The organism is Novosphingobium sp. BL-S-32 (genome assembly GCF_056857055.1).
Window position 1 is genome coordinate 1,886,297 of sequence record NZ_CM166476.1, and the last position, 23,177, is coordinate 1,909,473.

General features: G+C 65.4%; 18 protein-coding genes. 12 read left to right on the forward strand and 6 right to left on the reverse strand.

What is annotated here, in order from left to right; all coding sequences use genetic code 11:
• Window positions 1–34 precede the first annotated feature (34 nt).
• The 3 genes from AC1VVK_RS08645 to AC1VVK_RS08655 all read left to right on the forward strand — a co-directional run bounded on the left by AC1VVK_RS08645 (window position 35) and on the right by AC1VVK_RS08655 (window position 3,979).
• Window positions 35–1,138 (forward strand): acetamidase/formamidase family protein, encoded by a 1,104-nt coding sequence (locus AC1VVK_RS08645; RefSeq protein ID WP_482902682.1) that lies wholly within the window; start codon window positions 35–37, stop codon window positions 1,136–1,138.
• Window positions 1,139–1,208: 70 nt separating this feature from the next.
• Window positions 1,209–2,021, forward strand: coding sequence for a TauD/TfdA dioxygenase family protein (locus tag AC1VVK_RS08650; protein WP_482902683.1), 813 nt, complete (start codon window positions 1,209–1,211; stop codon window positions 2,019–2,021).
• Window positions 2,022–2,218: 197 nt separating this feature from the next.
• Window positions 2,219–3,979 (forward strand): bifunctional metallophosphatase/5'-nucleotidase, encoded by a 1,761-nt coding sequence (locus AC1VVK_RS08655; protein WP_482905141.1) that lies wholly within the window; start codon window positions 2,219–2,221, stop codon window positions 3,977–3,979.
• A 27-nt stretch (window positions 3,980–4,006) separates the two neighbouring features.
• Here AC1VVK_RS08655 and AC1VVK_RS08660 read toward each other — a convergent pair whose 3' ends face one another.
• From AC1VVK_RS08660 to lgt, 3 genes are read right to left on the reverse strand one after another with little or no spacing between them, the layout of a single operon-like run.
• On the reverse strand, window positions 4,007–4,516 hold the full coding sequence (locus tag AC1VVK_RS08660; protein WP_482902684.1) for a DUF2306 domain-containing protein: 510 nt from the start codon (window positions 4,514–4,516) through the stop codon (window positions 4,007–4,009).
• Window positions 4,517–4,537: 21 nt separating this feature from the next.
• On the reverse strand, window positions 4,538–5,590 hold the full coding sequence (locus AC1VVK_RS08665) for a class I SAM-dependent methyltransferase (protein ID WP_482902685.1): 1,053 nt from the start codon (window positions 5,588–5,590) through the stop codon (window positions 4,538–4,540).
• Between the two features lie 7 nt (window positions 5,591–5,597).
• Entirely contained in the window at window positions 5,598–6,518 is a 921-nt protein-coding gene (gene lgt / locus AC1VVK_RS08670) for a prolipoprotein diacylglyceryl transferase (RefSeq protein ID WP_482902686.1), read from the reverse strand.
• 163 nt (window positions 6,519–6,681) lie between these two features.
• Here lgt and AC1VVK_RS08675 point away from each other — a divergent pair, with 163 nt between their 5' ends.
• From AC1VVK_RS08675 to AC1VVK_RS08685, 3 genes are all read left to right on the forward strand, one after another.
• Window positions 6,682–9,432, forward strand: coding sequence for a [protein-PII] uridylyltransferase (locus AC1VVK_RS08675; protein WP_132389918.1), 2,751 nt, complete (start codon window positions 6,682–6,684; stop codon window positions 9,430–9,432).
• An 86-nt stretch (window positions 9,433–9,518) separates the two neighbouring features.
• Window positions 9,519–10,673, forward strand: coding sequence for a patatin-like phospholipase family protein (locus AC1VVK_RS08680; protein WP_482902687.1), 1,155 nt, complete (start codon window positions 9,519–9,521; stop codon window positions 10,671–10,673).
• A 26-nt stretch (window positions 10,674–10,699) separates the two neighbouring features.
• The gene (locus AC1VVK_RS08685; RefSeq protein ID WP_132389914.1) at window positions 10,700–11,482 is read left to right on the forward strand and encodes a 3-hydroxybutyrate dehydrogenase; all 783 of its coding nucleotides are present in this window, start codon (window positions 10,700–10,702) and stop codon (window positions 11,480–11,482) included.
• A gap of 164 nt (window positions 11,483–11,646) precedes the next feature.
• Here AC1VVK_RS08685 and gltX read toward each other — a convergent pair whose 3' ends face one another.
• Window positions 11,647–12,978, reverse strand: a complete 1,332-nt coding sequence (gene gltX / locus AC1VVK_RS08690; protein ID WP_482902688.1) for a glutamate--tRNA ligase — start codon at window positions 12,976–12,978, stop codon at window positions 11,647–11,649.
• 158 nt (window positions 12,979–13,136) lie between these two features.
• Here gltX and AC1VVK_RS08695 point away from each other — a divergent pair, with 158 nt between their 5' ends.
• On the forward strand, window positions 13,137–14,702 hold the full coding sequence (locus tag AC1VVK_RS08695; protein WP_482902689.1) for a S10 family peptidase: 1,566 nt from the start codon (window positions 13,137–13,139) through the stop codon (window positions 14,700–14,702).
• Window positions 14,703–14,751: 49 nt separating this feature from the next.
• Here the strand turns inward: AC1VVK_RS08695 and AC1VVK_RS08700 are convergent, their stop codons facing one another.
• Both AC1VVK_RS08700 and AC1VVK_RS08705 read right to left on the reverse strand, forming a co-directional pair.
• Window positions 14,752–16,407 (reverse strand): NAD+ synthase, encoded by a 1,656-nt coding sequence (locus AC1VVK_RS08700; protein ID WP_482902690.1) that lies wholly within the window; start codon window positions 16,405–16,407, stop codon window positions 14,752–14,754.
• 233 nt (window positions 16,408–16,640) lie between these two features.
• Complete coding sequence (locus AC1VVK_RS08705) at window positions 16,641–16,817, reverse strand: hypothetical protein (RefSeq protein WP_165912237.1); 177 nt, start codon at window positions 16,815–16,817, stop codon at window positions 16,641–16,643.
• 168 nt (window positions 16,818–16,985) lie between these two features.
• On the opposite strand from AC1VVK_RS08705, the gene AC1VVK_RS08710 reads away from it, so the two are divergent.
• From AC1VVK_RS08710 to metH, 5 genes are read left to right on the forward strand one after another with little or no spacing between them, the layout of a single operon-like run.
• Window positions 16,986–18,002: an ArsR/SmtB family transcription factor gene (locus tag AC1VVK_RS08710; RefSeq protein WP_132389908.1), complete on the forward strand. Its 1,017-nt coding sequence runs from the start codon at window positions 16,986–16,988 to the stop codon at window positions 18,000–18,002.
• The gene (gene metF / locus AC1VVK_RS08715; protein WP_482902691.1) at window positions 17,999–18,910 is read left to right on the forward strand and encodes a methylenetetrahydrofolate reductase [NAD(P)H]; all 912 of its coding nucleotides are present in this window, start codon (window positions 17,999–18,001) and stop codon (window positions 18,908–18,910) included. Before AC1VVK_RS08710 ends, metF begins: the two co-directional genes overlap by 4 nt.
• 19 nt (window positions 18,911–18,929) lie before the next feature.
• Window positions 18,930–19,979 (forward strand): homocysteine S-methyltransferase family protein, encoded by a 1,050-nt coding sequence (locus AC1VVK_RS08720; RefSeq protein WP_482905142.1) that lies wholly within the window; start codon window positions 18,930–18,932, stop codon window positions 19,977–19,979.
• 16 nt (window positions 19,980–19,995) lie between these two features.
• Window positions 19,996–20,532: a GNAT family N-acetyltransferase gene (locus AC1VVK_RS08725; protein WP_132389902.1), complete on the forward strand. Its 537-nt coding sequence runs from the start codon at window positions 19,996–19,998 to the stop codon at window positions 20,530–20,532.
• Between the two features lie 16 nt (window positions 20,533–20,548).
• Complete coding sequence (gene metH, locus AC1VVK_RS08730; RefSeq protein ID WP_482902692.1) at window positions 20,549–23,173, forward strand: methionine synthase; 2,625 nt, start codon at window positions 20,549–20,551, stop codon at window positions 23,171–23,173.
• Window positions 23,174–23,177: the final 4 nt, after the last annotated feature.

Genomic DNA, 23,177 nt, shown 5'->3' on the forward strand with positions numbered 1-23,177 from the left:
TTTTCCCCGATTTCCCTGCGTAACAGGAGTTTCGATGGCACTGATCAGCCTTAAGCCCGCGCTTGAAAAGGACACCGTCCAACCCGGCGCGCTGCACCACTTGAGGGCCACGCCCGAGACGGTGCACTGGGGCTATTTCTCGCCCGAAATTAAGCCGGCGCTCACCGTGAAGAGCGGCGATCTGATCATGGCGCAGGCGGTCACCCACCACGCGGGCGACGATCCGGACCTGATGTTCGACGACGAGATCCGCCGCATCTTTACCGAGATCGATCCGGCCACCCGCGCGCCGGGCTGCCATATCATGACCGGGCCGATCTATGTCGAAGGCGCCGAGCCGGGCGACATGCTGGAAGTGCGCTATTTCCAGATGAAGCCGCGCTTCAACTACGGCTCCAACCTCGCGGCCAACTGGGGCCATCTCTACGAGGAATTCGGCCAGACCGAGCGGGTGACGATCTACAAGCTGGATCCCACCGCCAACACCGCCGCCGCGCTCTATGCCTATGACGTGGACGAAAAGTACGTCGTTCCCGGCCGCCTCACGCACTGCCCGGAATGCGACCGCTCCACCGCGCTGCCCGGCATCACCATCCCGGCGCGCCCGCACCTCGGCACCGCTGGCGTGGCGCCCGCCGTCAACGAACCGGTGAGCACGATCCCCCCCGGCCTTCATGGGGGCAATATCGACAACTGGCGCATCGGTGCAGGCGCGACGATGTATTACCCGGTGCAGGTCAAGGGCGGCCTGTTCTCGATCGGCGATCCCCATGTCAGCCAGGGCGACGGCGAGATCAGCGGCACCGCGATCGAAGCCTCGCTGGACGTGCTGTTCCAGATCGTGCTGCGCAAGGATTTCTCGTTCCCCTCGCCGCTGCTGGAAACGCCGGATTGCTGGATCGTCCACGGCTTCGGCGAGAATCTGGACAAGGCGATGAAGTCCGCATCGATGGACATGCTGCACCTCCTGACCGAGCATCAGGGCCTGTCGCGCAACGACGGCTATTCGCTGATGAGCGTCGCCGCCGACTTCGGCGTGACGCAAGTGGTGGACGGCACGCAGGGCATCCACTGCCGGATCGAGCGCCGCATCTTCCCGCACAAGGGCAGCGTGGCCGATCCGGTCGCGAAAGACTGAACAAGATGTTCGTGCCGGGCAGGTCCGTCCGGCACGAACCATATGAAGCGTTACACTGGAGCCGCCGGAAATGGCCTATGAACTGATCGACGTGCGCCCGATGACCAAGCGCATCGGCGCGGAAATCTTCGGGGTGGACCTGACCAAGCCGCTGGGCAATCAGGCCTTTGCCGAGATTCACGACGCGCTGATGAAGCATCAGGTGGTGTTCTTCCGCGACCAGCCCATGGACCATGACGCGCACAAGGCCCTCGGCCGAGCATTTGGCCAACTGGCCATCCATTCGGGCGTCGCGGGCCTGCCCGATCATCCCGAGATCGTGGCCATCCATGCCGATGAAAAGTCCAGGTTCGTTGCGGGCGAGAACTGGCATTCGGACCTTTCCGCCGATGCCGAGCCGCCGATGGGATCGATCCTGACGCTGCACACCCTGCCCGAAGACGGCGGCGATACGCTGTTCGCCAGCATGTACGCGGCTTACGACGCGCTTTCGCCGGCGATGAAGGCCTTCCTCGATCCGCTGACCGCCGTTCATGACGCCAATCCCGTCTACAAGGCGATCTTCCCGGATTCGACCAAGACCTATCCCTGCAATTCGCACCCGGTGATCCGCACCCATCCGGTGACCGGGCGCAAGTTGCTGTTCGTGAACTCGTCCTACACGACGAAAATCAACGGACTGTCCAGCCCCGAAAGCAAGGCCGTGCTCGATTTCCTGTTCGACCATGTGAAGGATGCGAACTTCCACGTCCGCTTCCGCTGGGAAAAGCACTCGGTGGCGTTCTGGGACAATCGCTGCACCCAGCACTTCGCGGTGTGGGACTACTTCCCCGAAGTGCGATCCGGTTTCCGTGTCACCGTTGCGGGCGACAAGCCCTATTGATGCGCCCGTCTTCCAATTGCCGCCACGGTGCTTGCCCTCACGAGCCCGGCGGCGGCAACCGCGCCTGTGTCGCCCCCCAGCAAGGCGGCACAGGCGCTCCAGCCCGAAGCGGGCATCATGGTTCGCCAATCTTCTTCGCAAATGCAAAAACGTCCTTGGCGCGTCATCTGGCGATCCGATAGAGCCGAGCCATGACCATGCCCCGCATCCCGCGCGTCACGCCGCTTGTCGCCTCCCTTCTCGTTTCCGCCTGCGCCACGCCTCAGGCCCACCATCAGGCTGTCGCGCCCACGCCCAAGGGCCCGATCGAGATCGGCGTGATCGCCATCAACGACTTCCACGGCGCGCTCGAACCGCCGAAGCAGACGGTCGAGGCGCCCGATGCCAAGGGCAATCAGGTTTCGGTTCCCGCAGGCGGCGCGGCATGGCTCGCCTCGGCAGTGGACGCGCTCAAGGCCGAGCATCCGGAGAACGTGGTGGTCGCGGCTGGTGACCTTACCAGCGCCTCTCAGCTTGCGTCCTCGCTCTATCTGGACGAGCCTTCGGTCGGCGTGATGAACCGCATCGGGCTGGAATTCAACGCAGTGGGCAACCACGAGTTCGACCGGGGGTGGCAGGAACTGCTCCGCCTGCAAAACGGCGGCTGCGCGAAGAACACCCGCCTCCAACCCTGCCAGCTCGAACAGTTCGAGGGCGCGCATTACAAGTACCTCGCCGCCAGCACGGTAATGCCGGACGGTACGACGCTGTTCCCCGGCACCGGGCTCAAGACCTTCGGCAGCGGCGACCGCAAGATCACCATCGGCTTCATCGGCCTGTCGCTGCATTCGATTCCCACGCTCGTCGCGCCGGACCGGGTGGCCGGCCTCAGGTTCGAGGACGAGGCCGATACCATCAACCGCGCCGTGCCCGCGCTGAAGGCGGCCGGCGCCGATGCCGTGGTCGTGCTGATCCATCAGGGCCTGCGCACCACGGGCACGCCCGATCCCAACGGCTGCAACGAGGCCGCGGGCGATATCCAGCCGATCCTCGACCGGCTGAAGCCCGGTGTGGACGTGGTGGTCTCGGGCCACACCCACTGGGCCTATATCTGCAACTACACCGCCAACGCGGCCGCCGGCTCGATCCTGCTGACCAGCGCGGGCGTCTACGGCAAGCTCGTTACCGACATCACGCTCGATTTCGATCCCGCCACGCATAAGCTGATGAACCGGCAGGCCCACAACGTGATCGTCCAGTCCGAAGCCTATACCTCGGGCAAGGGACCCGTGCCGACCACCGTGGCATTCCCCCAGTTCCAGCCGCGCGCGGACATCTCCGCCTATGTGAAGCGCTACAAGGACGCCTCCCTGCAACTGGTCGAGCGGCCGGTCGGCCATGTCTCCGGCCCGATGGAGAAGGAGAGCGAAGGCGGTGTCGGCATCGGCGGTGCGCTGGGCGCAATGATCGCCGATTCCCAGCTTGCCGCCACGCGCAGATCGGACGCGCAGATCGCTTTCGTCAATCCCTTCGGCATCCGCACCTCGCTGATTCCGGGCGCCGACGGCACGGTGACCTTTGGCCAGCTTTACGCCGTCACGCCGTTCAACAACCAGGTGGTGACGATGACGCTGACCGGCGCGCAGATCCGCGCCACTCTCGAACAGGGGCTGGACGATACCGGCGACAAGCAGATCCTCTCGCCCAGCCAGGGCATGCGGATCATGTTCGACATGCGCCGCCCCTCCGGCGCGCGCGTCACCGCGATCACGCTTGACGGCAAGCCGCTCGATCCGGCGACGCGCTACCGCGTTTCGGTGGTGAACTTCCTCGCCGAGGGTGGCGACGGCTTTGCCGGCTTCAAGGACGGCACCGACCGCGTCAACGGCCCGATCGATATCGAAGCGTTCGAGGATTGGATCTCGGCCGTGCCGGTGCGTCAGGTCCCCGCCGAGGACCGGACGCCGCAGGCGAAATAAACGATGTCCTGATGGTCCGGGCGGCGCTCAGGCCCCGAACAGCCAGTGCCCGAGCAGTCGCCCGAAGGGGAACGTGAAGAACCCTGCCACCAGCAGCGCACCGATAATCAGCCCACGCACGGTACGGCGGTGGCGGCCGACGCGGTGATTGCGCGCGGCCAGCACCAGCACCGGCACCATGACGAGCACGAAGACCGACAGCACGTGGATCACGCTGAAGTGGCCGTTGTTGCCGCGAATGAACAGGCTGTCGATCGCGGTCGCCATCATCGCGGCGCTCCAGACATAGCCCAGCATCCGGTGCCGCGCGTCGCCCCGCCGCCGCCAGAGCAGCACCGGCGTCAACGCCAGCGCGGTCAGCATCGTGGCAAGGTGGAACCACACGATGGCGGGGATCCGCGCCCATTCCTCCCTGCCGCGGAAAACGGCGGTGACGATCACCGCCAGCATCACCAGCGAGAGAAAGCCCAGCGTCTGTTCAAGCCGGTCCGGCCCCTTCAGATCCTGCGCGGTTACGCCCTTAACCTTGTCGTGCACGATACCCCCTGTAGCCGTTCGTCAGAACCCGGCGCCTTCAGGCCAGCCGGGGCCGGCAAGGCCCATCACCTTGAACAGACTGCCCATCTGTTCGTCGGAGACCAGCCGGTCCAACGCCGCCTTGATAGCATCGCCTTGCTGCGGTGCGGAAGAGGCAAGACGCTCGGCCCGCATCTCGATGCCGAGCGTGCGCAGAAACGCACCCTGGGTGATCGTGCCCAGCCATGTGGCGCCGCTCGCCTGCGCCACTTCGGCGGCGGTGGCGAAATCGACGAGACAGGTGAGATCGGCCTCGCCCGGCGCGGCGAAAGGATCGACCTTGCGGTGCTCACGCAAGGCCTGAAGCGTCGATCCGGTCTGCTTTTGGGCGAAACCATAATCGATCAGCAGCGCCGTGCCGCCTTGCGCCGCAAGGCGGTGGCCGATCTCCTGCACGACCGCAGCGGCTCCCGGGCAGGCTTCGAGGATCGTGCTTTCGGCCGCATCCTTCCACTCGTCCGGCACAGCGGCGTCCATCGGCCTGTCCCCGGCGACCGGGCGGAAGCGATCCTCGGCCCAATCGACCATGCGTTCGCGCCAGCCGCTTTCGGTCTTCACCAGTTGGCGCACCGGCAGCGCATCGAGGAACTCGTTACCCACCACCAACAGCGGCGCGTCGGCGGGCAGCGTGGCGAGATCGTCGTGGAACTGCACCTGCGGCACCGCCTCGCGCTGCAAGGCGCGCAGGGCCGTGGAGCCTTCGACGAAATGGACTTCGGGCGAGAGACCGAACCGGGCCATCGTCCGCAGCGCGTCGCGCGCCAGAGTGCCCCGCCCGGGGCCGAGTTCGACGTAGTGGACTTTCGGGCTGCCCGCCCGGCTCCACATGTCGGCCAGCCAGAGGCCGATCATCTCGCCGAACATCTGGCTGATTTCGGGCGCGGTGATGAAGTCCCCCGCGCTGCCGAGCGGGTCCTTGCCCGCATAGTAGCGCGCGTTGGACTCGCCCATGTAGTGCAGCAGGGAAATCGGGCCGTAACTTTGAATCAGCCGCTTGAAAATCTCGGTCAGCGGCTCGGAACGGCCTTCGGTCATGGGTGGATCACGCCGGAACGGGACGGCCGCTGGCCAGCGCCGGACGCGCCAGCGAGCGGGCGATCAGGATCAGGCCCAGCACGATCAGCGGAATCGTAAGCCACTGGCCCATCGACAGGCCGGTGCGCATCGCGAAATCCTGAAGCTGCGCGTCGGGCTCGCGGAAGAATTCGACCGTGAAACGCGCACAGGCGATGCCGGTGGTGAACACGCCGACCAGCATGCCCGGACGGAAGCGCGCGCGGGTCTTCCAGAACAGCGTGAGCATGATGACGATCATCAGCAGCCCCTCAAGACCGGCTTCGTAAAGCTGGCTGGGATGGCGCGGCAGCGGGCCGGCATCGGGGAAGACCATCGCCCAGGGCAGGTTCGGGTTCGTCACCACGCGGCCCCACAGCTCTCCGTTCACGAAGTTGGCAAGGCGGCCGAACATCATGCCGAACGGCACGCAGACCGCGATGTAGTCCGCCACCCTCAGGAAATCGAGCTTGCCCCGCCACGAGACCCAGCCCATCGCCAGCAGCACGCCGATCAGGCCGCCGTGGAAGCTCATGCCGCCGTGCCAGAGCGACAGCAGCGCCTTGGGATCGGACCAGAGGCTGGGAATGCCGGTATCGCCGCCCGTGTAGAACGTGGCGTAGCCCAGCCGCCCGCCCAGAATGATGCCCAGCGTGCAATAGAAGAACAGATCGTCGGCATGGCGCTGCGCCAGCGGCGCGCCGGGTGCCTTGATCATGCGCGAGAGGTGCCAGTAGCCCAGCATGATGCCGGCCAGATACGCCAGCGAGTACCAGCGCAGCTCGAAACTGCCGATCCGGAACAGATAGTTCTTGAGCCCGAGATTGGCCCAGTAGATCGGCTCATGCGCCTGTACGACGGCGCTTGCGGCAAGTGCGGTGAGGGACAAGTGGTTCGACCTCGTATCCATGGGATCCGTGCCGGAGCGGCGCGGCAAATGTGTTTTGCGGCCTTCTGGCATAGCCTTGGGAGCGATGGTAGGCTCGTTTTAGGAACTTGCAGGCAAAATCAACGCAGGCACAGTCTCCGCGCGCCTTTCCCTACCCTCTGCGAAGGATTAGATACCGCCTGACATGAGCGTGATCCGCATCCCTTCGCCCCGTTCCGTGATCGACCGCCGCGCGCTGGTCGAGGCCATCGAAGCCGTTGTCGCCCGCGAAAGCGCCGCCAAGGGCCGCAAGCAGATCGTCGACCTGCTGCGCGCCGCGCTGGAGGACGGCCGGGCGGAAATCGCCCGCCGACTGGTCGCCAAGCCTTCGGCCGGGCACGAAGTGGCAGAAGCGCAGGCCTATCTGGTCGATCAGCTTGTGCGGGTGATTCACGATCACGTTTCCACCCATGTCTATCCGGCGATGAACCGTTCCACCGGGGAACGACTGACGATCATTGCCGTCGGCGGCTACGGACGCGGCGAAATGGCGCCGCATTCGGACGTGGACATCGCTTTCGTCACCCCGATCAAGCAGACCGCCTGGTGCGAACAGGTGATCGAGGCGATGCTCTATTTCCTCTGGGATCTGAGCCTCAAGATCGGCCATTCCAGCCGCTCGGTGGATGACATGGTGCGCATGAGCCGGTCGGACCTCACCATCCGCACCGCCATGCTCGAAGGCCGCTACGTCTGGGGCGACCAGCACCTTTACGAGGACGTGCGCGCGCGCTTCTGGAAGGATGTCGTCGCCGGGACCGAGCGGCAGTTCGTGGTCGAAAAACTCGCCGAGCGCGAGGAACGCCACAAGCGCATGGGCGACAGCCGCTATGTGGTCGAGCCGAACGTAAAAGAGGGCAAGGGCGGGTTGCGCGACCTGCACACGCTCTACTGGATCGGCAAGTACATCCACAAAGTGCGCGATCCCAGCGAACTGGTGGACGTGGGCCTGCTCACCCAGAAGGAATACCGCGCATTCCGCCGGGCGGAGAACTTCTTCTGGGCGGTGCGCTGCCACCTCCACACGATCACCCGCCGCGCCGAGGACCGGCTGACCTTCGACCTGCAACGCGAAGTGGCGATGCGAATGAACTATGCGGATCGCCCCGGCAAAAGCGCGGTCGAGCGGTTCATGCAGATGTTCTTCCTGCAGGCGAAGATGGTCGGCACCCTGACCGGCGTGTTCCTCGCCCAGCTGGACGACCAGATCGCCAAGAAGCAGCCGCGCGGGCTGCTGGCGGGCTTCCGCGCCCGTTCGCGCATGGTCAAGGGTTACAAGGTGTTCGGCGGCCGCATCATGGCCCCGTCCGACAACTGGTTCGAGGCCGATCCGGTACGCCTGATCGAAATCTTCGTGCTGGCGGACCGCGAGGGGCTGGAAATCCACCCCGAAACCATGCGCCTGGTCTCCCGCGATTCGGCGCTGATCCGCGAGGACGTGCGCCGCGATCCGCGCGCCAACGAGCTGTTCATGGAACTGCTGACCAGCCGCAATAACCCGGAAACGGCGCTGCGCTCGTTCAACGAAGCCGGCGTGTTTGGCCGTTTCGTCACCGAATTCGGCCGCGTCAACGCGCAGATGCAGTTCGACATGTACCACCACTACACGGTGGACGAGCACACGATCCGCGCCATCGGCCTGCTGGCGCGCATCGAGAAGGGCGAACTGAAGCAGGACCATCCGCTCAGCCACGAGATCATCCACAAGGTCCGCTCGCGCCGCGCGCTCTATACCGCGGTGCTGCTGCACGACATCGCCAAGGGCCGCGGCGGCGACCATTCGGAACTGGGCGCGGAGATCGCGCTGCGGCTCTGCCCGCGCTTCGGGCTGGACGAGGAGGAGACCGAGCTGGTCTCCTGGCTGGTGCTCCAGCACCTGCTGCTCTCGGCCACCGCATTCAAGCGCGACTTGTCGGATGCCAAGACGATCACCGATTTCGTCGCCGTGGTGCAGTCGGTCGATCGCCTGCGCCAGCTGACGATCCTCACCATCGTCGATATCCGCGCGGTGGGGCCGGGCACGTGGAACTCATGGAAGCGCCAGCTCATCAGCGAGCTTTACGGCGCCGCCGAGGAACGCCTGCGGCTGGGCCACGTCGAATACGGGCGCGAGAAGCGCGTCGCCGCCAAGAAAAAAGCGGTCATCGCGCACGATCCCGGCAACGAAGCGCTGGTCGAGGAACTGGGCGGCCAGTTCGCCGATGCCTACTGGATCGCCGAGCCGGACGACGTCATCGGCAAGAATCTGGCGCAATTCCACGCCTCGCGCGATGAGCCGCTGTCGATCCTCAGCGAATATTACCCGGCACGCGGGGCCACGCTGGTCACGGTGATCGCCTCGGACCACCCGGGCCTGTTTTACCGCATCGCTGGCGGCATCCATCTTGCGGGCGGCAACATCATCGACGCGCGCATCCACACCACCCGCACCGGCCGCGCGGTCGACAATTTCCTGATTCAGGATCCGCTGGGACGCCCGTTCCGCGAGGAATCGCAGCTCGCCCGGCTCAGTGCCTCGATCGAGAACGCGCTGGCCAACCGCATCAAGATCCTCCCCCAGCTCGTCGCCCGGCCCGATGCCCGGCCCCGCGCCGACGCTTTCGAAGTGCGCCCGCGCGTGCTGGTGGACAACAAGGCCTCCAACCGGCTCACCGTGGTCGAAGTCAATGCGCGTGACCGTCCGGCGCTGCTCAACCGGCTGGCCCACGCCCTGTTCGAATCGAAGCTGATGGTTCATTCCGCCCATATCGACACGTATGGCGAGCGCGCAGCCGACACGTTCTACGTGACCGACCTGCTGGGCGAGAAGCTGACGTCCGCCACCCGCATCAAGGCGCTGGAACGCCGCCTTCTGGAAGCGGCGAGCGAAGGGAGCCTGACCGAAGCGGTCGCCTGAACGCGCGGAAGAATTTTCAGCTTGAAAGGAACCGCGCAGGCGCCCACTTGTTGCACCGCAACATCCCCATGCGCAGGACCCTGCCCATGAACGCCCGCAAAGCTGCAAGTTCTTCTGACGATCTCGGCCGCCATCAGTCGGTGCTCGTGCTACAGGGCGGAGGGGCGCTGGGCGCCTATCAGGCCGGGGTTTACGAGGCGCTGGCGGATGCGGGCCACGCGCCCGACTGGATCGCCGGGATCTCGATCGGTGCGATCAATGCCGCGATCATCGCGGGCAACCCGCCCGAAGCCCGGATCCGGCAGCTCCGCGCCTTCTGGAACGGCGTAAGCCACGAGCTTCTCTACAAGCTCGATGTCGGCAACGGCTTCGCGCGGCGCGCTTTCAACGAGACGTCCGCAGGCTGGGCCGCCGCCTTCGGCATCCCCGGTTTCTTCGCCCCGCGCCTGCCCACGCCCCTGCCCGAGTGGCCCAGCGATATCGGGCGGCTCAGCTACTATGACACCACGCCCTTGCGACAGACGCTGCTCGATCTGGTCGATTTCGAGCGCATCAATCACGGCGAAACGCGCTTCGCGGTGGGCGCGGTCAATGTGCTGACGGGCAATTTCGCCTATTTCGACAATGCCAGCGACCGCACGATCGGCCCCGAACACGTGATGGCCAGCGGCGCCCTGCCCCCAGGTTTCCCCCCGGTGGAGATCGACGGCGAGTGGTATTGGGACGGCGGCCTCGTCTCCAACACCCCGCTGCAATACGTGCTCGACAACCGGTCCCCCTGCGAGATGACGGTGTTTCAGGTGGACCTTTTCCCCTCACGCGGGGTCGTGCCCAAGACCATGGCCGACATCGCCCAGCGCGAGAAGGACATCCGCTACTCCAGCCGCACACGCATGAACACGGACTTGTCCAAGCAGCTCCAGAAGATGCGCGCCGCCGCGCAGCGCCTTGCCCACAAGCTGCCCGAGGAACTGCGCGACGATCCGGACCTGCACCACCTGCTCGGCTGCCGCCCGGCGGGAGCGGTGGCCATCATGCACCTCATCAACCGCCCGCGCGGCTATGAGACGATGTCCAAGGACTACGAATTCTCGCGCATGACGGTGACCGAGCACTGGGAGGCCGGCAAGGCCGACGCACTCTGGTCGCTGGAAAAGGCAGACTGGACCGGGCGCAACCTGAAGCCCGACGAGATCATGACGTTCGACCTCGCGGCCGACCGTCCCCTTAACGGACACTGATAGCCCATTCCCAGGAGAGACGTTCCATGAAGCTGAAGGACAAGTCCTGCATCGTCACCGGCGCCGCCAGCGGCATCGGCAATGCCATCGCGCACAAATACGCCTCCGAAGGCGGCAAGGTCGCGATTGCCGATCTCAACCTCGAAGCCTCGCAGAAAGCCGCTGACGAGATCAAGGCCAAGTACGGCACCGACGCCCTGGCCGTCGCCATGGACGTGACCAGCGAGGATCAGGTCAATGCCGGCGTCGCCAAGGTGGTCGAGGCCTGGGGCACGGTGGACGTGCTGGTTTCCAATGCGGGTATCCAGATCGTCAACCCGGTGGACCAGTTCGCCTTTTCCGACTGGAAGAAGATGCTGGCGATCCACCTCGACGGCGCCTTCCTCACCTCCAAGGCCGTGCTGCCGCACATGTATGCGCAGAATTCCGGTTCGATCATCTTCATGGGCTCGGTCCATTCGAAGGAGGCGAGCCCGCTCAAGAGCGCCTATGTCACCGCCAAGCACGGCCTTCTCGGCCTTGCCCGCGTGATCGCCAAGGAGGGCGGCAAGAAGGGCGTACGCTCGAACGTGATCTGCCCCGGCTTCGTCCGCACCCCGCTGGTGGACAAGCAGATCCCCGAACAGGCCAAGGAACTGGGCATTTCCGAAGCGGACGTGGTGAGCAAGGTCATGCTCGGCCAGACCGTGGACGGCGAGTTCACCACCGTGGAAGATATCGCCGAAGTCGCGCTGTTCTTCGCGGGCTTCCAGACCAATGCGCTGACCGGGCAGTCGCTGGTGGCGAGCCACGGCTGGTTCATGGAGTAACGCCCCAGCCGTCGGTTTTTCGAAACCCAAACTGTTCCGTCGCCCCCGCGCAGGCGGGGGCCCCGCTTTTCTTTTGCGAGGTTAGCAAAGAAGCGGGATCCCCGCCTTCGCGGGGATGACGGGGTTTGTTTTGGCTAGGTTAGGTCAGGCTGGATTGGATTTGGTCAGGCTGCCGCGCGCAACCGCTCCAGCGCCGCATCCTTGCCAATCAACGGCAGCAGAGCGCCCATATCCGGCCCATGCTCCATCGCCGTCAGCGCCAGACGCAGCGGCAGGAACAGCGCCTTGCCCTTGCGCCCCGTCGCATCCTTCAGAGCCCCGGTCAGCGCCTTCCACACAGCCTGATCCCATTCGAGCCCGACCAGCACATCGGCGGCCTGCGCAAGATAGGCGCGGTCCTCGTCGCCCAGTTCCGGCACCGCGACCGGCCCGGTGACGACGCTCCACCAGTCCGCCGCCTCGTGAACATGCGTAAGATTCGGGCGCACCGCGTCCCAGCCCGCCGCATCCATGCCCTCTGGCAGGCGCGCGGCAACCAACTCGAACGGCAGCGCGTGAACAACGGCCGCATTGACGCGCTCCAGTTCCGCCTCGTCGAAACGGGCCGGCGCGCGGCCGAAGTGGGAGAGATCGAACGCCGCCGCCAGCGCCTCGGCATCGAGCGAGGGATCGACCGGATCGCTCGTCCCCAGCCGTCCCAGCAGCGCCACAACTGCCTGCGGTTCGATGCCGATCTCGCGGAAATGCGCAACGCCCAGCGAGCCCAGTCGCTTGGACAGCTTGCCCTCGGTCCCCACCAACAGCGCTTCATGCGCGAATGCCGGGACCGGCGCGCCGAGCGCGGTGAACATCTGCACTTGCGCGGCAGTGTTGGACACATGGTCCTCACCGCGCAGGATCTGCGTCACGCCCATGTCCACATCGTCGATGGCCGAAGGCAGCATGTAGAGCCACGAGCCATCGGCGCGGCGGATCACCGGATCGCTGATCTGCGCGGGATCGAACTTCTGGGGCCCGCGAATGCCGTCTTCCCAAGTGATCGGCTCGTCATGGTCGAGCAGGAAGCGCCAGTGCGGCAGGTCTCCGGCGGCGATCTTCGCGGCCTTCTCATCCTCGGTCAGGTTGAGAAGGCCGCGATCGTAGATCGGCGGCAGCCCGCGCCCGAGCAGCACCTTGCGCTTGAGGTCCAGTTCCTGCGGCGTCTCCCAGCAGGGATAGACGCGCCCGGCGGCCTTCAGCCGCTCGAATTCGCGCTCATAGAGGGCGAAGCGGGCCGACTGGCGTTCCTCGCCCGCCCATTCGATGCCGAGCCACGAAAGGTCAGCGCGGATGCCGTCGACATATTCCTCTTGCGAGCGCGCCGCGTCGGTATCGTCGATGCGCAGCAGGAAGCGTCCGCCTGCCTGTTTCGCAAGCAGCCAGTTGTGCAGCGCCGTGCGGATATTGCCGACGTGGAGGTGCCCGGTGGGCGACGGAGCGAAACGCGTGACGGTCATGCCCGCGCGATTACGGTGCGCGCGGCAAGAGGTCAATTTCCCGGCGACAGGCAGCGGGGCTGGATGTCACAGTTGTATAACATATCCTCTTGCCCGACAGGACTGATGCATTACCAATGCATGCCGGTTCGCACCCGCCAAAATCAAAGGATTACCCAATGCGGCTTCCCGCAAAGCTGGCCTTCGCCTCGCTTCTCTCCCTCGCTTTCGCCCAGCCCGTTTTCGCCCAGAAGGCCGACGCGCCCGATGCGGAAAAGCAGCACGCCGCCAAGACCGCCGAAGCCGTTGCCGCCGGTTGGGCCAGCGCACCTGTCGATGAAGCGGTCAAGACTTCGAACGGTTCGGTCACGGTCGACGGCAAATCGACTTCCTATACCGCCACGGCCGGCACGCTGACGATTCGCGACGCGCAGGGCAAGCCGACCGCGAGCGTGTTCTACACCGCCTATACCGCGCCGGGTAAGCATCGCCCGCTGACGTTCTTCTACAATGGCGGCCCCGGCTCCGCGAGCCTGTGGCTGCGCATGGGCAGCTTCGGCCCCGAGCGCGTGCGCACCACCGATCCCACCGCCGTCGCCCCCGCGCCCTTCGATGTGGGCCCCAATCCGGACAGCCTGATCGGCAGCACCGACATGGTCTTCATCGATGCGGTCGGCGCCGGTTACTCGCGCCCGCTGGGCGATGCCAAGCCCGCCGATTTCTACGGCGTCGACCAGGACGTGGACGCCTTTGCCAAGGCGATCTTCCGCTACGTTTCGAAGAACGGTCGCTGGGGCGATCCCAAGTACATCTTCGGCGAAAGCTACGGCACCACCCGCTCGGGCGCGCTGGCCTATCAGCTGGAAGAGCGCGGCATGGCGCTCAACGGCGTGGTCCTGCTGTCCTCGATCATGAACTACGGCGTGCGCCAGTCGGGCTACGATCAGGTCTATGTCGGCTACCTGCCGACCTATGCCGCCGTCGCCTGGTACCACAACCGCGTGGCCGACCGCCCGGCCACGGTTGCCGAATTCGTCGAGCAGGCGCGCCAGTTCGCCAATGGTCCCTATGCCAGCGCGCTGGCCAAGGGGCAGGACATCGCTCCGGCCGAAGCCGATGCAGTGGCCCAGCAGATCAGCCGCTTCACCGGCATTTCTGTGGACTACATCAAGCAGGCCAACTTGCGGATCGACCTCAACCGCTTTCGCAAGGAACTGCTGCGCGGCGAGCGGGAGACGATCGGCCGCTTCGACGGGCGCTACCTTGGCGTCGATGCCGATTCCGCGGGCGAAGGGCCCGAGTACGACGCTTCGGACACGGCGATCAGCGGCCTCTACATTGCCAGCTTTCTCGACGTTCTGGGCAACAAGCTGGGTTATAAGACGGACCTCGACTACCGCCTCAGCGCCAGCGAGGGCGGCCCGTTCAAGTGGGACTGGTCGCACGATGCGCCGGGCAACGGTTATGGCCGCCACCAGAACGTCGCCGACGTGACCGTGGACCTGTCGAGCGCGATGCGCACCAACCCGCATCTGCGCGTACTCTCGCTCAACGGCTATTTCGACATGGCGACGCCGTTCTTCTCGACCGAGCGGGACCTCAAGCACATGATGCTGCCCGCCCCGCTCCAGCAGAACCTGCAGTTCCACTACTATCCGGCGGGCCACATGGTCTACCTGAACCCCGAAGCGCTTCACCAGATGCGCCTCGACATGCAGCGCTTCTATGCCGAGGGCGCGCACTGAAAATAACCGGGCCAAGTGTGGGGGCGGTGCGATTGCGCCGCCCTTTTCCTCATCCGCTGCGGAACGCGTGGGTGATCGGATAGCGACGGTCGCGCCCGAAATTGCGCGCCGTCAGCTTCACGCCGGGCGAGGCTTGCCGGCGCTTGTATTCGGCCAGATGCAGCAATCGCTCCACGTGCTGGACGGTCGCACGCTCGAACCCCTCGTTGACCAGCTGCTCGACGCTCTTGTCGTTCTCGACAAGGCCGAGGAGGATCGGATCGAGCACATCGTAAGGCGGCAGCGTATCCGAATCGCGCTGGTCGTCCCGCAGTTCGGCGCTGGGATCGCGCAGCAGGGTCGATTCGGGAATCACCAAGCCGGAAGGGCCGAGCCCGATTCGCGGGACATGGCGGTTGCGCCAGCTGGCAATGGCGAAAACGGTCGACTTGTAGGCGTCCTTCAGCGGATTGTAGCCGCCCGCCATGTCGCCATAGATCGTCGCGTAGCCGACGCTCATCTCGCTCTTGTTGCCGGTGGTCATCAGCATCGGCCCGAACTTGTTGGACAGCGCCATCAGCGCGGTGCCGCGAATCCGCGATTGCAGGTTTTCCTCGGCAATATCGCGGTTGGTGCCCTCGAAACTCTCGCCCAGCATCGAATCGAGCCCGTCCACCGCGGCGCCGATCGGCATGACCGAATAGCGAATCCCCAACGCCTCGGCACAGGCGGCGGCATCATCGAGACTCTGCCGGCTGGTGAAGCGCGAGGGCATCATCACCCCCCAGACCCGCTCTGGCCCTAGTGCGTCCACGGCAAGGGCTGCGCAGGTTGCCGAATCGATCCCGCCCGACAATCCGAGCACGACTCCGGGAAAACCGTTGCGATTCACATAGTCGCGCAGCGCCAGAACCATCGCGCAGTAGATATCTTCGGGGTGCGTCGCCAGCGATTCGAGCTTGCCGCGATCGCAGCGCCAGCCTTGCGCGGTCTTGGTCCAGCGCGTCTCGACGACCTGTTCCCGCCAATCCGCAAGCTGGACGGCGAGCCCGCCATCGCCGTTGACCACGAAGCTGGCGCCGTCGAACACCAGTTCGTCCTGCCCGCCGACGCGGTTGAGATAGACCAGCGGAAGCCCGGTATCGACCGCGCGGCGCTTGGCCACGCCTTCGATACGCAGCGCGTCCTTGTTGATCTCGTAGGGACTGCCGTTGACGCAGATCAGGATTTCGGCGCCGAAATCGGCAAGGTGGCGGCAGACTTCGGGACGCCAGATATCCTCGCAGATGGGCACGCCGATCAAGGTGCCGCGCAGAATCACCGGTTCGGGCAAAGGACCGGGCTGAAACAGGCGCATTTCGTCGAACGTGCCATAGTTCGGCAGCTCATGCTTGAGCCGCACCGCCATGACTTTGCCCTGGTCGAGCAGGGCCACTCCGTTGTGCAGCGCACCATCGAGCACGAAGGCGGAGCCCACCAGCATGGCCGGACCGTTCGACGCGCTCGCCTCGGCCAGCGTTTGCAACCGCGCGGCGGCGCGCTCGATTAGTGCGGGTTTGAGAATCAGGTCTTCGGGTGGGTAGCCGACCAGATGCAGCTCGGGAAAGACGACGAGATCCGCGTCTTTCGCCTTTGCGCGGGCGGCCAGCACGCTTTCGGCATTGCCGTCGAGATCGCCAACGGATTGGTTGAGCTGCGCCAGCGTGATCTTGAGCGTATCCGGCATCAAGGGCTTGATGCCCCGGCACCGGGCTTGCTGCAACAGGAGATGCCTGTAGCGCAGGCAATAAAAAACCCTCCCGGTAAGGAGGGCTTTTCCCGTCTGTAGACGGACTTTCCACTGATTCCTTCGACACTTGGCAGTCTTGCGACTGATTCGGGTCTGGGGTGGGAAAGTACTGGGGGCCGGCACTTCACCTGACGATTGAACGTCGGGCGATTGTCGTGCCCCCGGCCGAATTACTCGGCAGCCGCGGTAGCAGCGTCGGTCGCACCGTCGGTGGTAGCGGCCATGGTCTCTTCGGGAACGGTCTCAACCGATTCCGAAGTGGCGTCAGCGGCGGGCTTGGTGCCACCGCAAGCAGCGAGCGACAGAGCGGCAGCCGACGCGAACGCGGCAAAAGCAATCTTCTTCATGCGAATCCCCTTGCATTGTTTGGCGCACAGGCCAACGCTTGCAGGCAAGCCTGCGGTGCCATTCTTTAGACGAGACGTTTGTGCAACGCAAATGGGAAGTAAGGGGGCCAAAACTGGCGGAATCCCTCGGGCTTGCACACATATAAAGATATCTTTATATGCGGTCTCATGAAAATCGACCCCCTCCTGAGGGCTCTTTCCGAGCCGACGCGGCTGCGCATCATGCGTCTGCTGGCGCACATGGAACTGGCGGTCGGAGAGCTCGCCCAGGTACTCGGGCAGAGCCAGCCGCGCGTCTCCCGCCACATCCGAATCCTGTGCGAAGCGGGTCTGGCAACGCGCCGCAAGGAAGGCAGCTGGGTGTTCCTGGGGAGCGCTGTAAAGGAAAACGGCGAGCCGCCGATGGGGGCTGCTGCCGCCCGCCTTCTGGCCATTGCCGAGCGTGACGATCCCACGTTTTCCGCGCGCTGCGCCGAGGATCGCCGCCAGCTTGCGGCCATTCGCGACGCGCGCGAGGCAAGCGCGCAGGCCTACTTCGCGCGCCACGCGGAAGAGTGGGACACGCTGCGCCAGCTCCATGGTGCCGACGGTCCGGTCGAGACGGCCCTGCTCACCGCACTGGGACGCGGCAAGCTGGGTGCGCTGCTCGATGTCGGCACCGGCACCGGCCGCATGGCCGAGCTGCTGGCAGGCAAGTCGAGTCACGTCACCGCGCTCGACAAGAGTCCGGACATGTTGCGTATTGCGCGGGCACGCTTGCAATCTTTGCCACCCGAGCGGCTTTCGCTGGTGCAAGGCGACTTCCTCGGCCTGCCTTTTGCCGAGGGCGATTTCGACACCGTACTGTTCCACCAGGTGCTTCATTATGCACAGGAACCTGGCGCGGTGCTGGCCGAAGCCGCGCGCGTCACCCGCAAGGACGGGCGAATCGCCGTGGTCGATCTTGCCGCGCACGAGCGGGAAGACTTGCGTGAACGCCATGCTCACGCGCGCCTCGGCTTCGCAGACGAGCAGATGGCGAGCCTGCTGAAGGACGCGGGCTTCGCACCCGATGCTCCGGTCACGCTGCCCGGCGATCCGCTCACCGTGAAGATCTGGACCGCGCGGCGGCTCGACCAGTCGCCGCCCGCCGCGTCCCTCGCCCAAGACACCGAATCCAACGACAGAAAGACCGCGACCTCATGACGTCCGTTCAACGACCGGCAGGCCAACGGCCCAACCTCGCCCCCGCCTTCGGGTGCCTGCCGGGCGACATTTCCGTCTCGTTCGAATTCTTCCCGCCCAAGACCGAGAAGATGGACGAACAGCTGTGGGATTCGATCACCCAGCTTGCCCCGCTGACGCCCAGCTTCGTCTCGGTGACGTACGGCGCCGGCGGCTCCACGCGTGAGCGCACCCATGCCACTGTCGCCCGTCTCGTGCGCGAAACCAGCCTCGTGCCCGCCGCGCACCTGACCTGCGTAGGCGCCAGCAAGGGCGAGATCGACGAGATCGCCGATCAGTACTGGGAAGCCGGCGTGCGCCACATCGTCGCCCTGCGCGGCGATCCGCCGCCGAGCCAAGGCGGCGTGTTCACCCCGCACCCCGAAGGCTATGCCAGCGCCGCCGACCTGGTGGCCGGCCTCAAGGCGCGCCACGATTTCGACATCTCGGTGGCCGCCTATCCCGAAGTCCATCCCGAGGCGACAAGCGCCCAAAGCGATCTCGACAACCTGAAGCGCAAGATCGATGCCGGTGCGAACCGCGCGATCACGCAGTTCTTCTTCTCGGCCGATGCCTATTTCCGCTTCCTGGACAAGACGCAGGCTGCCGGAATCGATGCGCCGATCCTGCCCGGCATCATGCCGGTGACCAGCTTCGCCGCGATCCGCCGCATGTCCGGCAACACCGAGATTCCGGTCTGGCTGGAAGCGATGTTCGAAGGCCTTGACGAGCGCCCCGGTCCGCGCGCACTGGTCGCCGCCGTCGCCGCCGCAGACTTGTGCCGCGGCCTTTACGAAGGCGGCGTCCGCGATTTCCATTTCTACACCCTCAACCGCGCCGAGCAGACTTACGCCATCTGCCAGTTGCTCGGCCTGAGGCCCCAGTCCTAAGAGTTAGGGAGTGCGCATGATGAGCGCCCGTGACAAATTTCTCGCCGAAGCTGCCAAGCGCATCCTCGTCACCGATGGTGCTTTCGGCACCGAGATCCAGAACTGGAAGCTCGCGGAAGCCGACTATGCCGGCAACCTTGGCCTCAGCCATGAGCAGAAGGGCAACAACGACATTCTCGCGCTGACCAAGCCCGAGGTGCCGGAAGCGATCCACCGCGCCTATTTCGAGGCCGGTGCGGACATTGCCGAGACCAACACGTTCTCGGCCAACCGCATCAGCCAGGCCGACTATGGCGCCGAGCACCTCGTGCGCGAGATCAATGTCGAATCGGCCAAGCTTGCCCGCCGTCTGGCGGATGAGTTCGAAGCGAAGGATGGGCGCCCCCGCTTCGTCGCCGGCGCCATCGGGCCGACCAACAAGACGCTCTCGCTCAGCCCCGACGTCAACGATCCCGGCTACCGCGAGATCGACTGGGACACGCTGGTCGACGTCTACAAGGAGCAGGCCGCTGCCCTCGTCGAAGGCGGCGCCGACTTCATCCTGATCGAGACGGTGTTCGACACGCTCAACGCCAAGGCCGGGATCATGGCCGTGCGCAAGCTTGAAGACGAGCTGGGCCGCGAAGTGCCGATCATGCTGTCGATGACGCTGACCGACCTTTCCGGCCGCAACCTCTCGGGCCACACGGTCGAGGCGTTCTGGTATGCCGTGCGCCACGCGCGGCCGCTGACCATCGGCCTCAACTGCTCGTTCGGCGCGACCCAGCTGCGTCCTCATGTGAAGTCGCTGTCGGAAATCGCCGACACGCTGATCATGATCTATCCCAACGCCGGGCTCCCCAACGAACTCGGCGAATATGACGAGATGCCCGACACCACCGCGGGCTTCGTCGGCGAATGGGCCGTGGCGGGACAGGTCAACGCGCTGGGCGGCTGCTGCGGTTCGACGCCCGCGCATATCGCTGCCATCGCGCGGAAGATTACCGGCATGACCCCGCGCGCGATCCCGGCGCTGAAGCCGGAAACGCGGCTGGCCGGTCTCGAACCTTTCGCGATCGCGGCTGAGTGAGGCGAGACGGCAGGTCATGAACGATATCCCCCTCTGGCGCATCCGTCAGGCCGGTCCCGACGATGCCGATGCGCTCGCGCTGGTCGGCGCAGCGACGTTTCTCGAAGCCTTTGCCGGTGCCGTCGATGGCGCCGGCATCATCGAGCATTGCCGCGTCGCCCACTCGGCCGAGACTTACCGCGCCTACTTCGCCAAGGGCGCCAAGGCGTGGCTGGCCGAAGTGAAGCCGGGCGATGCGCCGGTGGGATATGCAATGATCTGCGCGCCCGAACTCGAACAGGCCGAGGAAGGCGATATCGAGCTGAAGCGCATCTACCTGCTCTCGCGCTTTCAGGGCTCGCTGATGAGCGGCACCCTGATGCGCACGGTGGTCGAGGCGGCGGAGGGGCACAAGCGCCTGCTGCTCGGCGTCAAGGACGACAATCTGCGCGCCCTCGCCTTCTACGCCAAGCACGGCTTCGAACAGATCGGCACCCGCCGCTTCGATGTCGGCGGCAAGACTTATGACGACCTTGTACTGGCACGCCCGCTCGTGTCCGTGCAGGCCCACTGATCCAACGGGAACCTCCATGACCTCCACACCTTCCGGCGCCCGTTTCGTCAATATCGGCGAGCGCACCAATGTCACCGGCTCGGCCAAGTTCAAGAAGCTGATCATGGCCGGCGACTATCCCGCCGCAGTCGAAGTCGCCCGCCAGCAGGTGGAGAACGGCGCGCAAGTGATCGACGTCAACATGGACGAAGGCCTGCTCGACGCGGTCGAGGCCATGACCACCTTCCTCAAGCTGATCGCCGCCGAGCCCGATATCGCGCGCGTGCCGGTCATGGTCGATTCCTCGAAGTGGGACGTGATCGAGGCGGGCCTCAAGTGCGTGTCGGGCAAGCCCATCGTCAATTCGATCTCGATGAAGGAAGGCGTCGAGCCGTTCCTCGCGCAGGCGAAGAAGTGCATGGACTATGGTGCCGCCGTGGTCGTCATGGCCTTCGACGAGACCGGGCAGGCAGACACCAAGGAGCGCAAGATCGAGATCTGCGCGCGCGCCTACGACCTGCTGACCGGCATCGGCTTCCCGCCCGAGGACATCATCTTCGACCCCAACGTCTTCGCGGTTGCCACCGGCATCGAGGAGCATGACCGCTACGGGCTGGACTTCATCGAGGCGGTGGCGGAAATCCGCCAGCGCTGCCCGCATGTCCACTTCTCCGGCGGCCTGTCAAACCTCTCGTTCTCGTTCCGCGGCAACGAGACGGTGCGCCGCGCGATGCACTCGATCTTCCTCTATCACGCGATCCCCGCCGGGCTCGACATGGCGATCGTCAACGCCGGCCAGCTCGACGTCTACGACCAGATCGACCCCGCCCTGCGCGAGGCTTGCGAAGACGTCATCATGATGCGCCGCCCGGGCGTGGGCGAGGATGGCAAGACTTCCACCGAACGCCTGATCGACCTTGCCGAAAGCTTCAAGGGCAAGGACGCGGTTGCCGAGAAGGCGGCCGAGGAATGGCGCGGCTGGGACGTGGTCAAGCGGCTGGAACACGCGCTGGTCAAAGGCATCGACGCCTATGTCGTCGAGGATACCGAGGAAGCCCGCGCCGCGATCTTCGCGCGCGGCGGACGCCCCATCGAAGTGATCGAAGGGCCGCTGATGGGCGGCATGAACGTGGTGGGTGACCTGTTCGGCAGCGGCAAGATGTTCCTGCCGCAAGTCGTGAAGTCCGCGCGCGTGATGAAGAAGGCCGTGGCCCACCTGATCCCCTTCATCGAGGCGGAAAAGGAAGCCGGCGCCAAGGCCAAGGGCCGCATCATCATGGCCACCGTCAAGGGCGACGTCCATGACATCGGCAAGAACATCGTCGGCGTCGTGCTTCAGTGCAATGGCTACGAGGTGATCGACCTTGGCGTCATGGTGCCGTGGTCGAAGATCCTCGAATCTGCCAACGAGAACGATGCCGACATCATCGGCCTCTCCGGCCTCATCACCCCCTCGCTGGACGAGATGGTGACCGTGGCCGAGGAAATGCAGCGCGCGGAGATGACCATCCCGCTGCTGATCGGCGGCGCCACGACCTCCAAGGTCCATACCGCGCTGCGCATCGATCCGGCCTACAAGGGCCCGGTGATCCACGTGCTCGACGCCAGCCGCGCGGTCGGCGTCGCCTCGCAGCTATTGTCCGATACGCAGGCCGAGGGCTTCGTCACCACTGTCGCCGACGAATACGAGAAAGTCCGCGTCGCCCGCGCCGGCAAGGGGCAGAGCGAACTGCTCCCCATCGCCGATGCCCGCGCCAATGGCTTCAGGCCGGATTTCGCGCTCAAGCCCGGTGCGCCGGTGCAGCCGGGTCTCCACACGTTCGAGGAATGGGACCTTGCCGACCTTGCTGCGACGTTCGACTGGACGCCGTTCTTCCGCGCCTGGGAACTGGCGGGCAACTATCCGGCGATCCTGAACGACGAAGTGGTGGGCGAAAGCGCCCGCAACCTCTTCGCCGATGCGCAGGCGATGCTCGCGAAGATCATCGACGAGAAGTGGCTGACCGCCAAGGGCGTCTGCGCTTTCTGGCCCGCCCACCGCGACGGTGACGACGTTCTTCTGGAAGACGGCACCCGCCTGCCGATGCTGCGCCAGCAAGTGAAGAAGTCGCGCGATCGCGCCAACTTCTGCCTTGCCGACTTCATCGACACGCAGGACGACTGGCTGGGCGGTTTCGCCGTGGGCATCCACGGCATCGAGCCGCATCTCGCCCGCTTCCAGGCCGCGCATGACGACTATTCGGACATCCTGCTGAAGGCCCTTGCCGACCGCTTCGCCGAAGCCTTTGCCGAGCGCCTGCACCAGCACGTCCGCACCAAACTCTGGGGCTATGCGCCGGAGGAGCAGTTCACCAACGAAGCGCTGATCCGCGAGGAATATCGCGGCATCCGCCCCGCGCCCGGCTATCCGGCCTGCCCGGACCACTCGCTCAAGCCGATCCTGTTCGACCTGCTGAAGGCGCAGGACAATGCCGGGATCGTGCTGACTGAGAGCCAGGCCATGCTGCCCACGGCCGCCGTCTCGGGCTTCTACTTCGCCCACCCGGACAGCCAGTACTTCGGCGTCGCCCGCATCGGCCGCGACCAGCTGGAAGACTATGCCGAGCGGCGCGGGATCGACCTGCCGATCGCCGAGCGCTGGCTGCGCCCGAATCTCGACTGAATCC

What these genes read in the sequence shown, in the direction of transcription:
- AC1VVK_RS08645 (WP_482902682.1), top strand. Translation starts at nt 35, where the DNA reads ATGGCACTGATCAGCCTTAAGCCCGCGCTTGAAAAGGACACCGTCCAA.
- AC1VVK_RS08650 (WP_482902683.1), top strand. Translation starts at nt 1,209, where the DNA reads ATGGCCTATGAACTGATCGACGTGCGCCCGATGACCAAGCGCATCGGC.
- AC1VVK_RS08655 (WP_482905141.1), top strand. Translation starts at nt 2,219, where the DNA reads ATGCCCCGCATCCCGCGCGTCACGCCGCTTGTCGCCTCCCTTCTCGTT.
- AC1VVK_RS08665 (WP_482902685.1), bottom strand. Translation starts at nt 5,590, where the DNA reads ATGACCGAAGGCCGTTCCGAGCCGCTGACCGAGATTTTCAAGCGGCTG.
- lgt (WP_482902686.1), bottom strand. Translation starts at nt 6,518, where the DNA reads ATGGATACGAGGTCGAACCACTTGTCCCTCACCGCACTTGCCGCAAGC.
- AC1VVK_RS08675 (WP_132389918.1), top strand. Translation starts at nt 6,682, where the DNA reads ATGAGCGTGATCCGCATCCCTTCGCCCCGTTCCGTGATCGACCGCCGC.
- AC1VVK_RS08680 (WP_482902687.1), top strand. Translation starts at nt 9,519, where the DNA reads ATGAACGCCCGCAAAGCTGCAAGTTCTTCTGACGATCTCGGCCGCCAT.
- AC1VVK_RS08685 (WP_132389914.1), top strand. Translation starts at nt 10,700, where the DNA reads ATGAAGCTGAAGGACAAGTCCTGCATCGTCACCGGCGCCGCCAGCGGC.
- gltX (WP_482902688.1), bottom strand. Translation starts at nt 12,978, where the DNA reads ATGACCGTCACGCGTTTCGCTCCGTCGCCCACCGGGCACCTCCACGTC.
- AC1VVK_RS08695 (WP_482902689.1), top strand. Translation starts at nt 13,137, where the DNA reads ATGCGGCTTCCCGCAAAGCTGGCCTTCGCCTCGCTTCTCTCCCTCGCT.
- AC1VVK_RS08700 (WP_482902690.1), bottom strand. Translation starts at nt 16,407, where the DNA reads ATGCCGGATACGCTCAAGATCACGCTGGCGCAGCTCAACCAATCCGTT.
- AC1VVK_RS08705 (WP_165912237.1), bottom strand. Translation starts at nt 16,817, where the DNA reads ATGAAGAAGATTGCTTTTGCCGCGTTCGCGTCGGCTGCCGCTCTGTCG.
- AC1VVK_RS08710 (WP_132389908.1), top strand. Translation starts at nt 16,986, where the DNA reads ATGAAAATCGACCCCCTCCTGAGGGCTCTTTCCGAGCCGACGCGGCTG.
- metF (WP_482902691.1), top strand. Translation starts at nt 17,999, where the DNA reads ATGACGTCCGTTCAACGACCGGCAGGCCAACGGCCCAACCTCGCCCCC.
- AC1VVK_RS08720 (WP_482905142.1), top strand. Translation starts at nt 18,930, where the DNA reads ATGAGCGCCCGTGACAAATTTCTCGCCGAAGCTGCCAAGCGCATCCTC.
- AC1VVK_RS08725 (WP_132389902.1), top strand. Translation starts at nt 19,996, where the DNA reads ATGAACGATATCCCCCTCTGGCGCATCCGTCAGGCCGGTCCCGACGAT.
- metH (WP_482902692.1), top strand. Translation starts at nt 20,549, where the DNA reads ATGACCTCCACACCTTCCGGCGCCCGTTTCGTCAATATCGGCGAGCGC.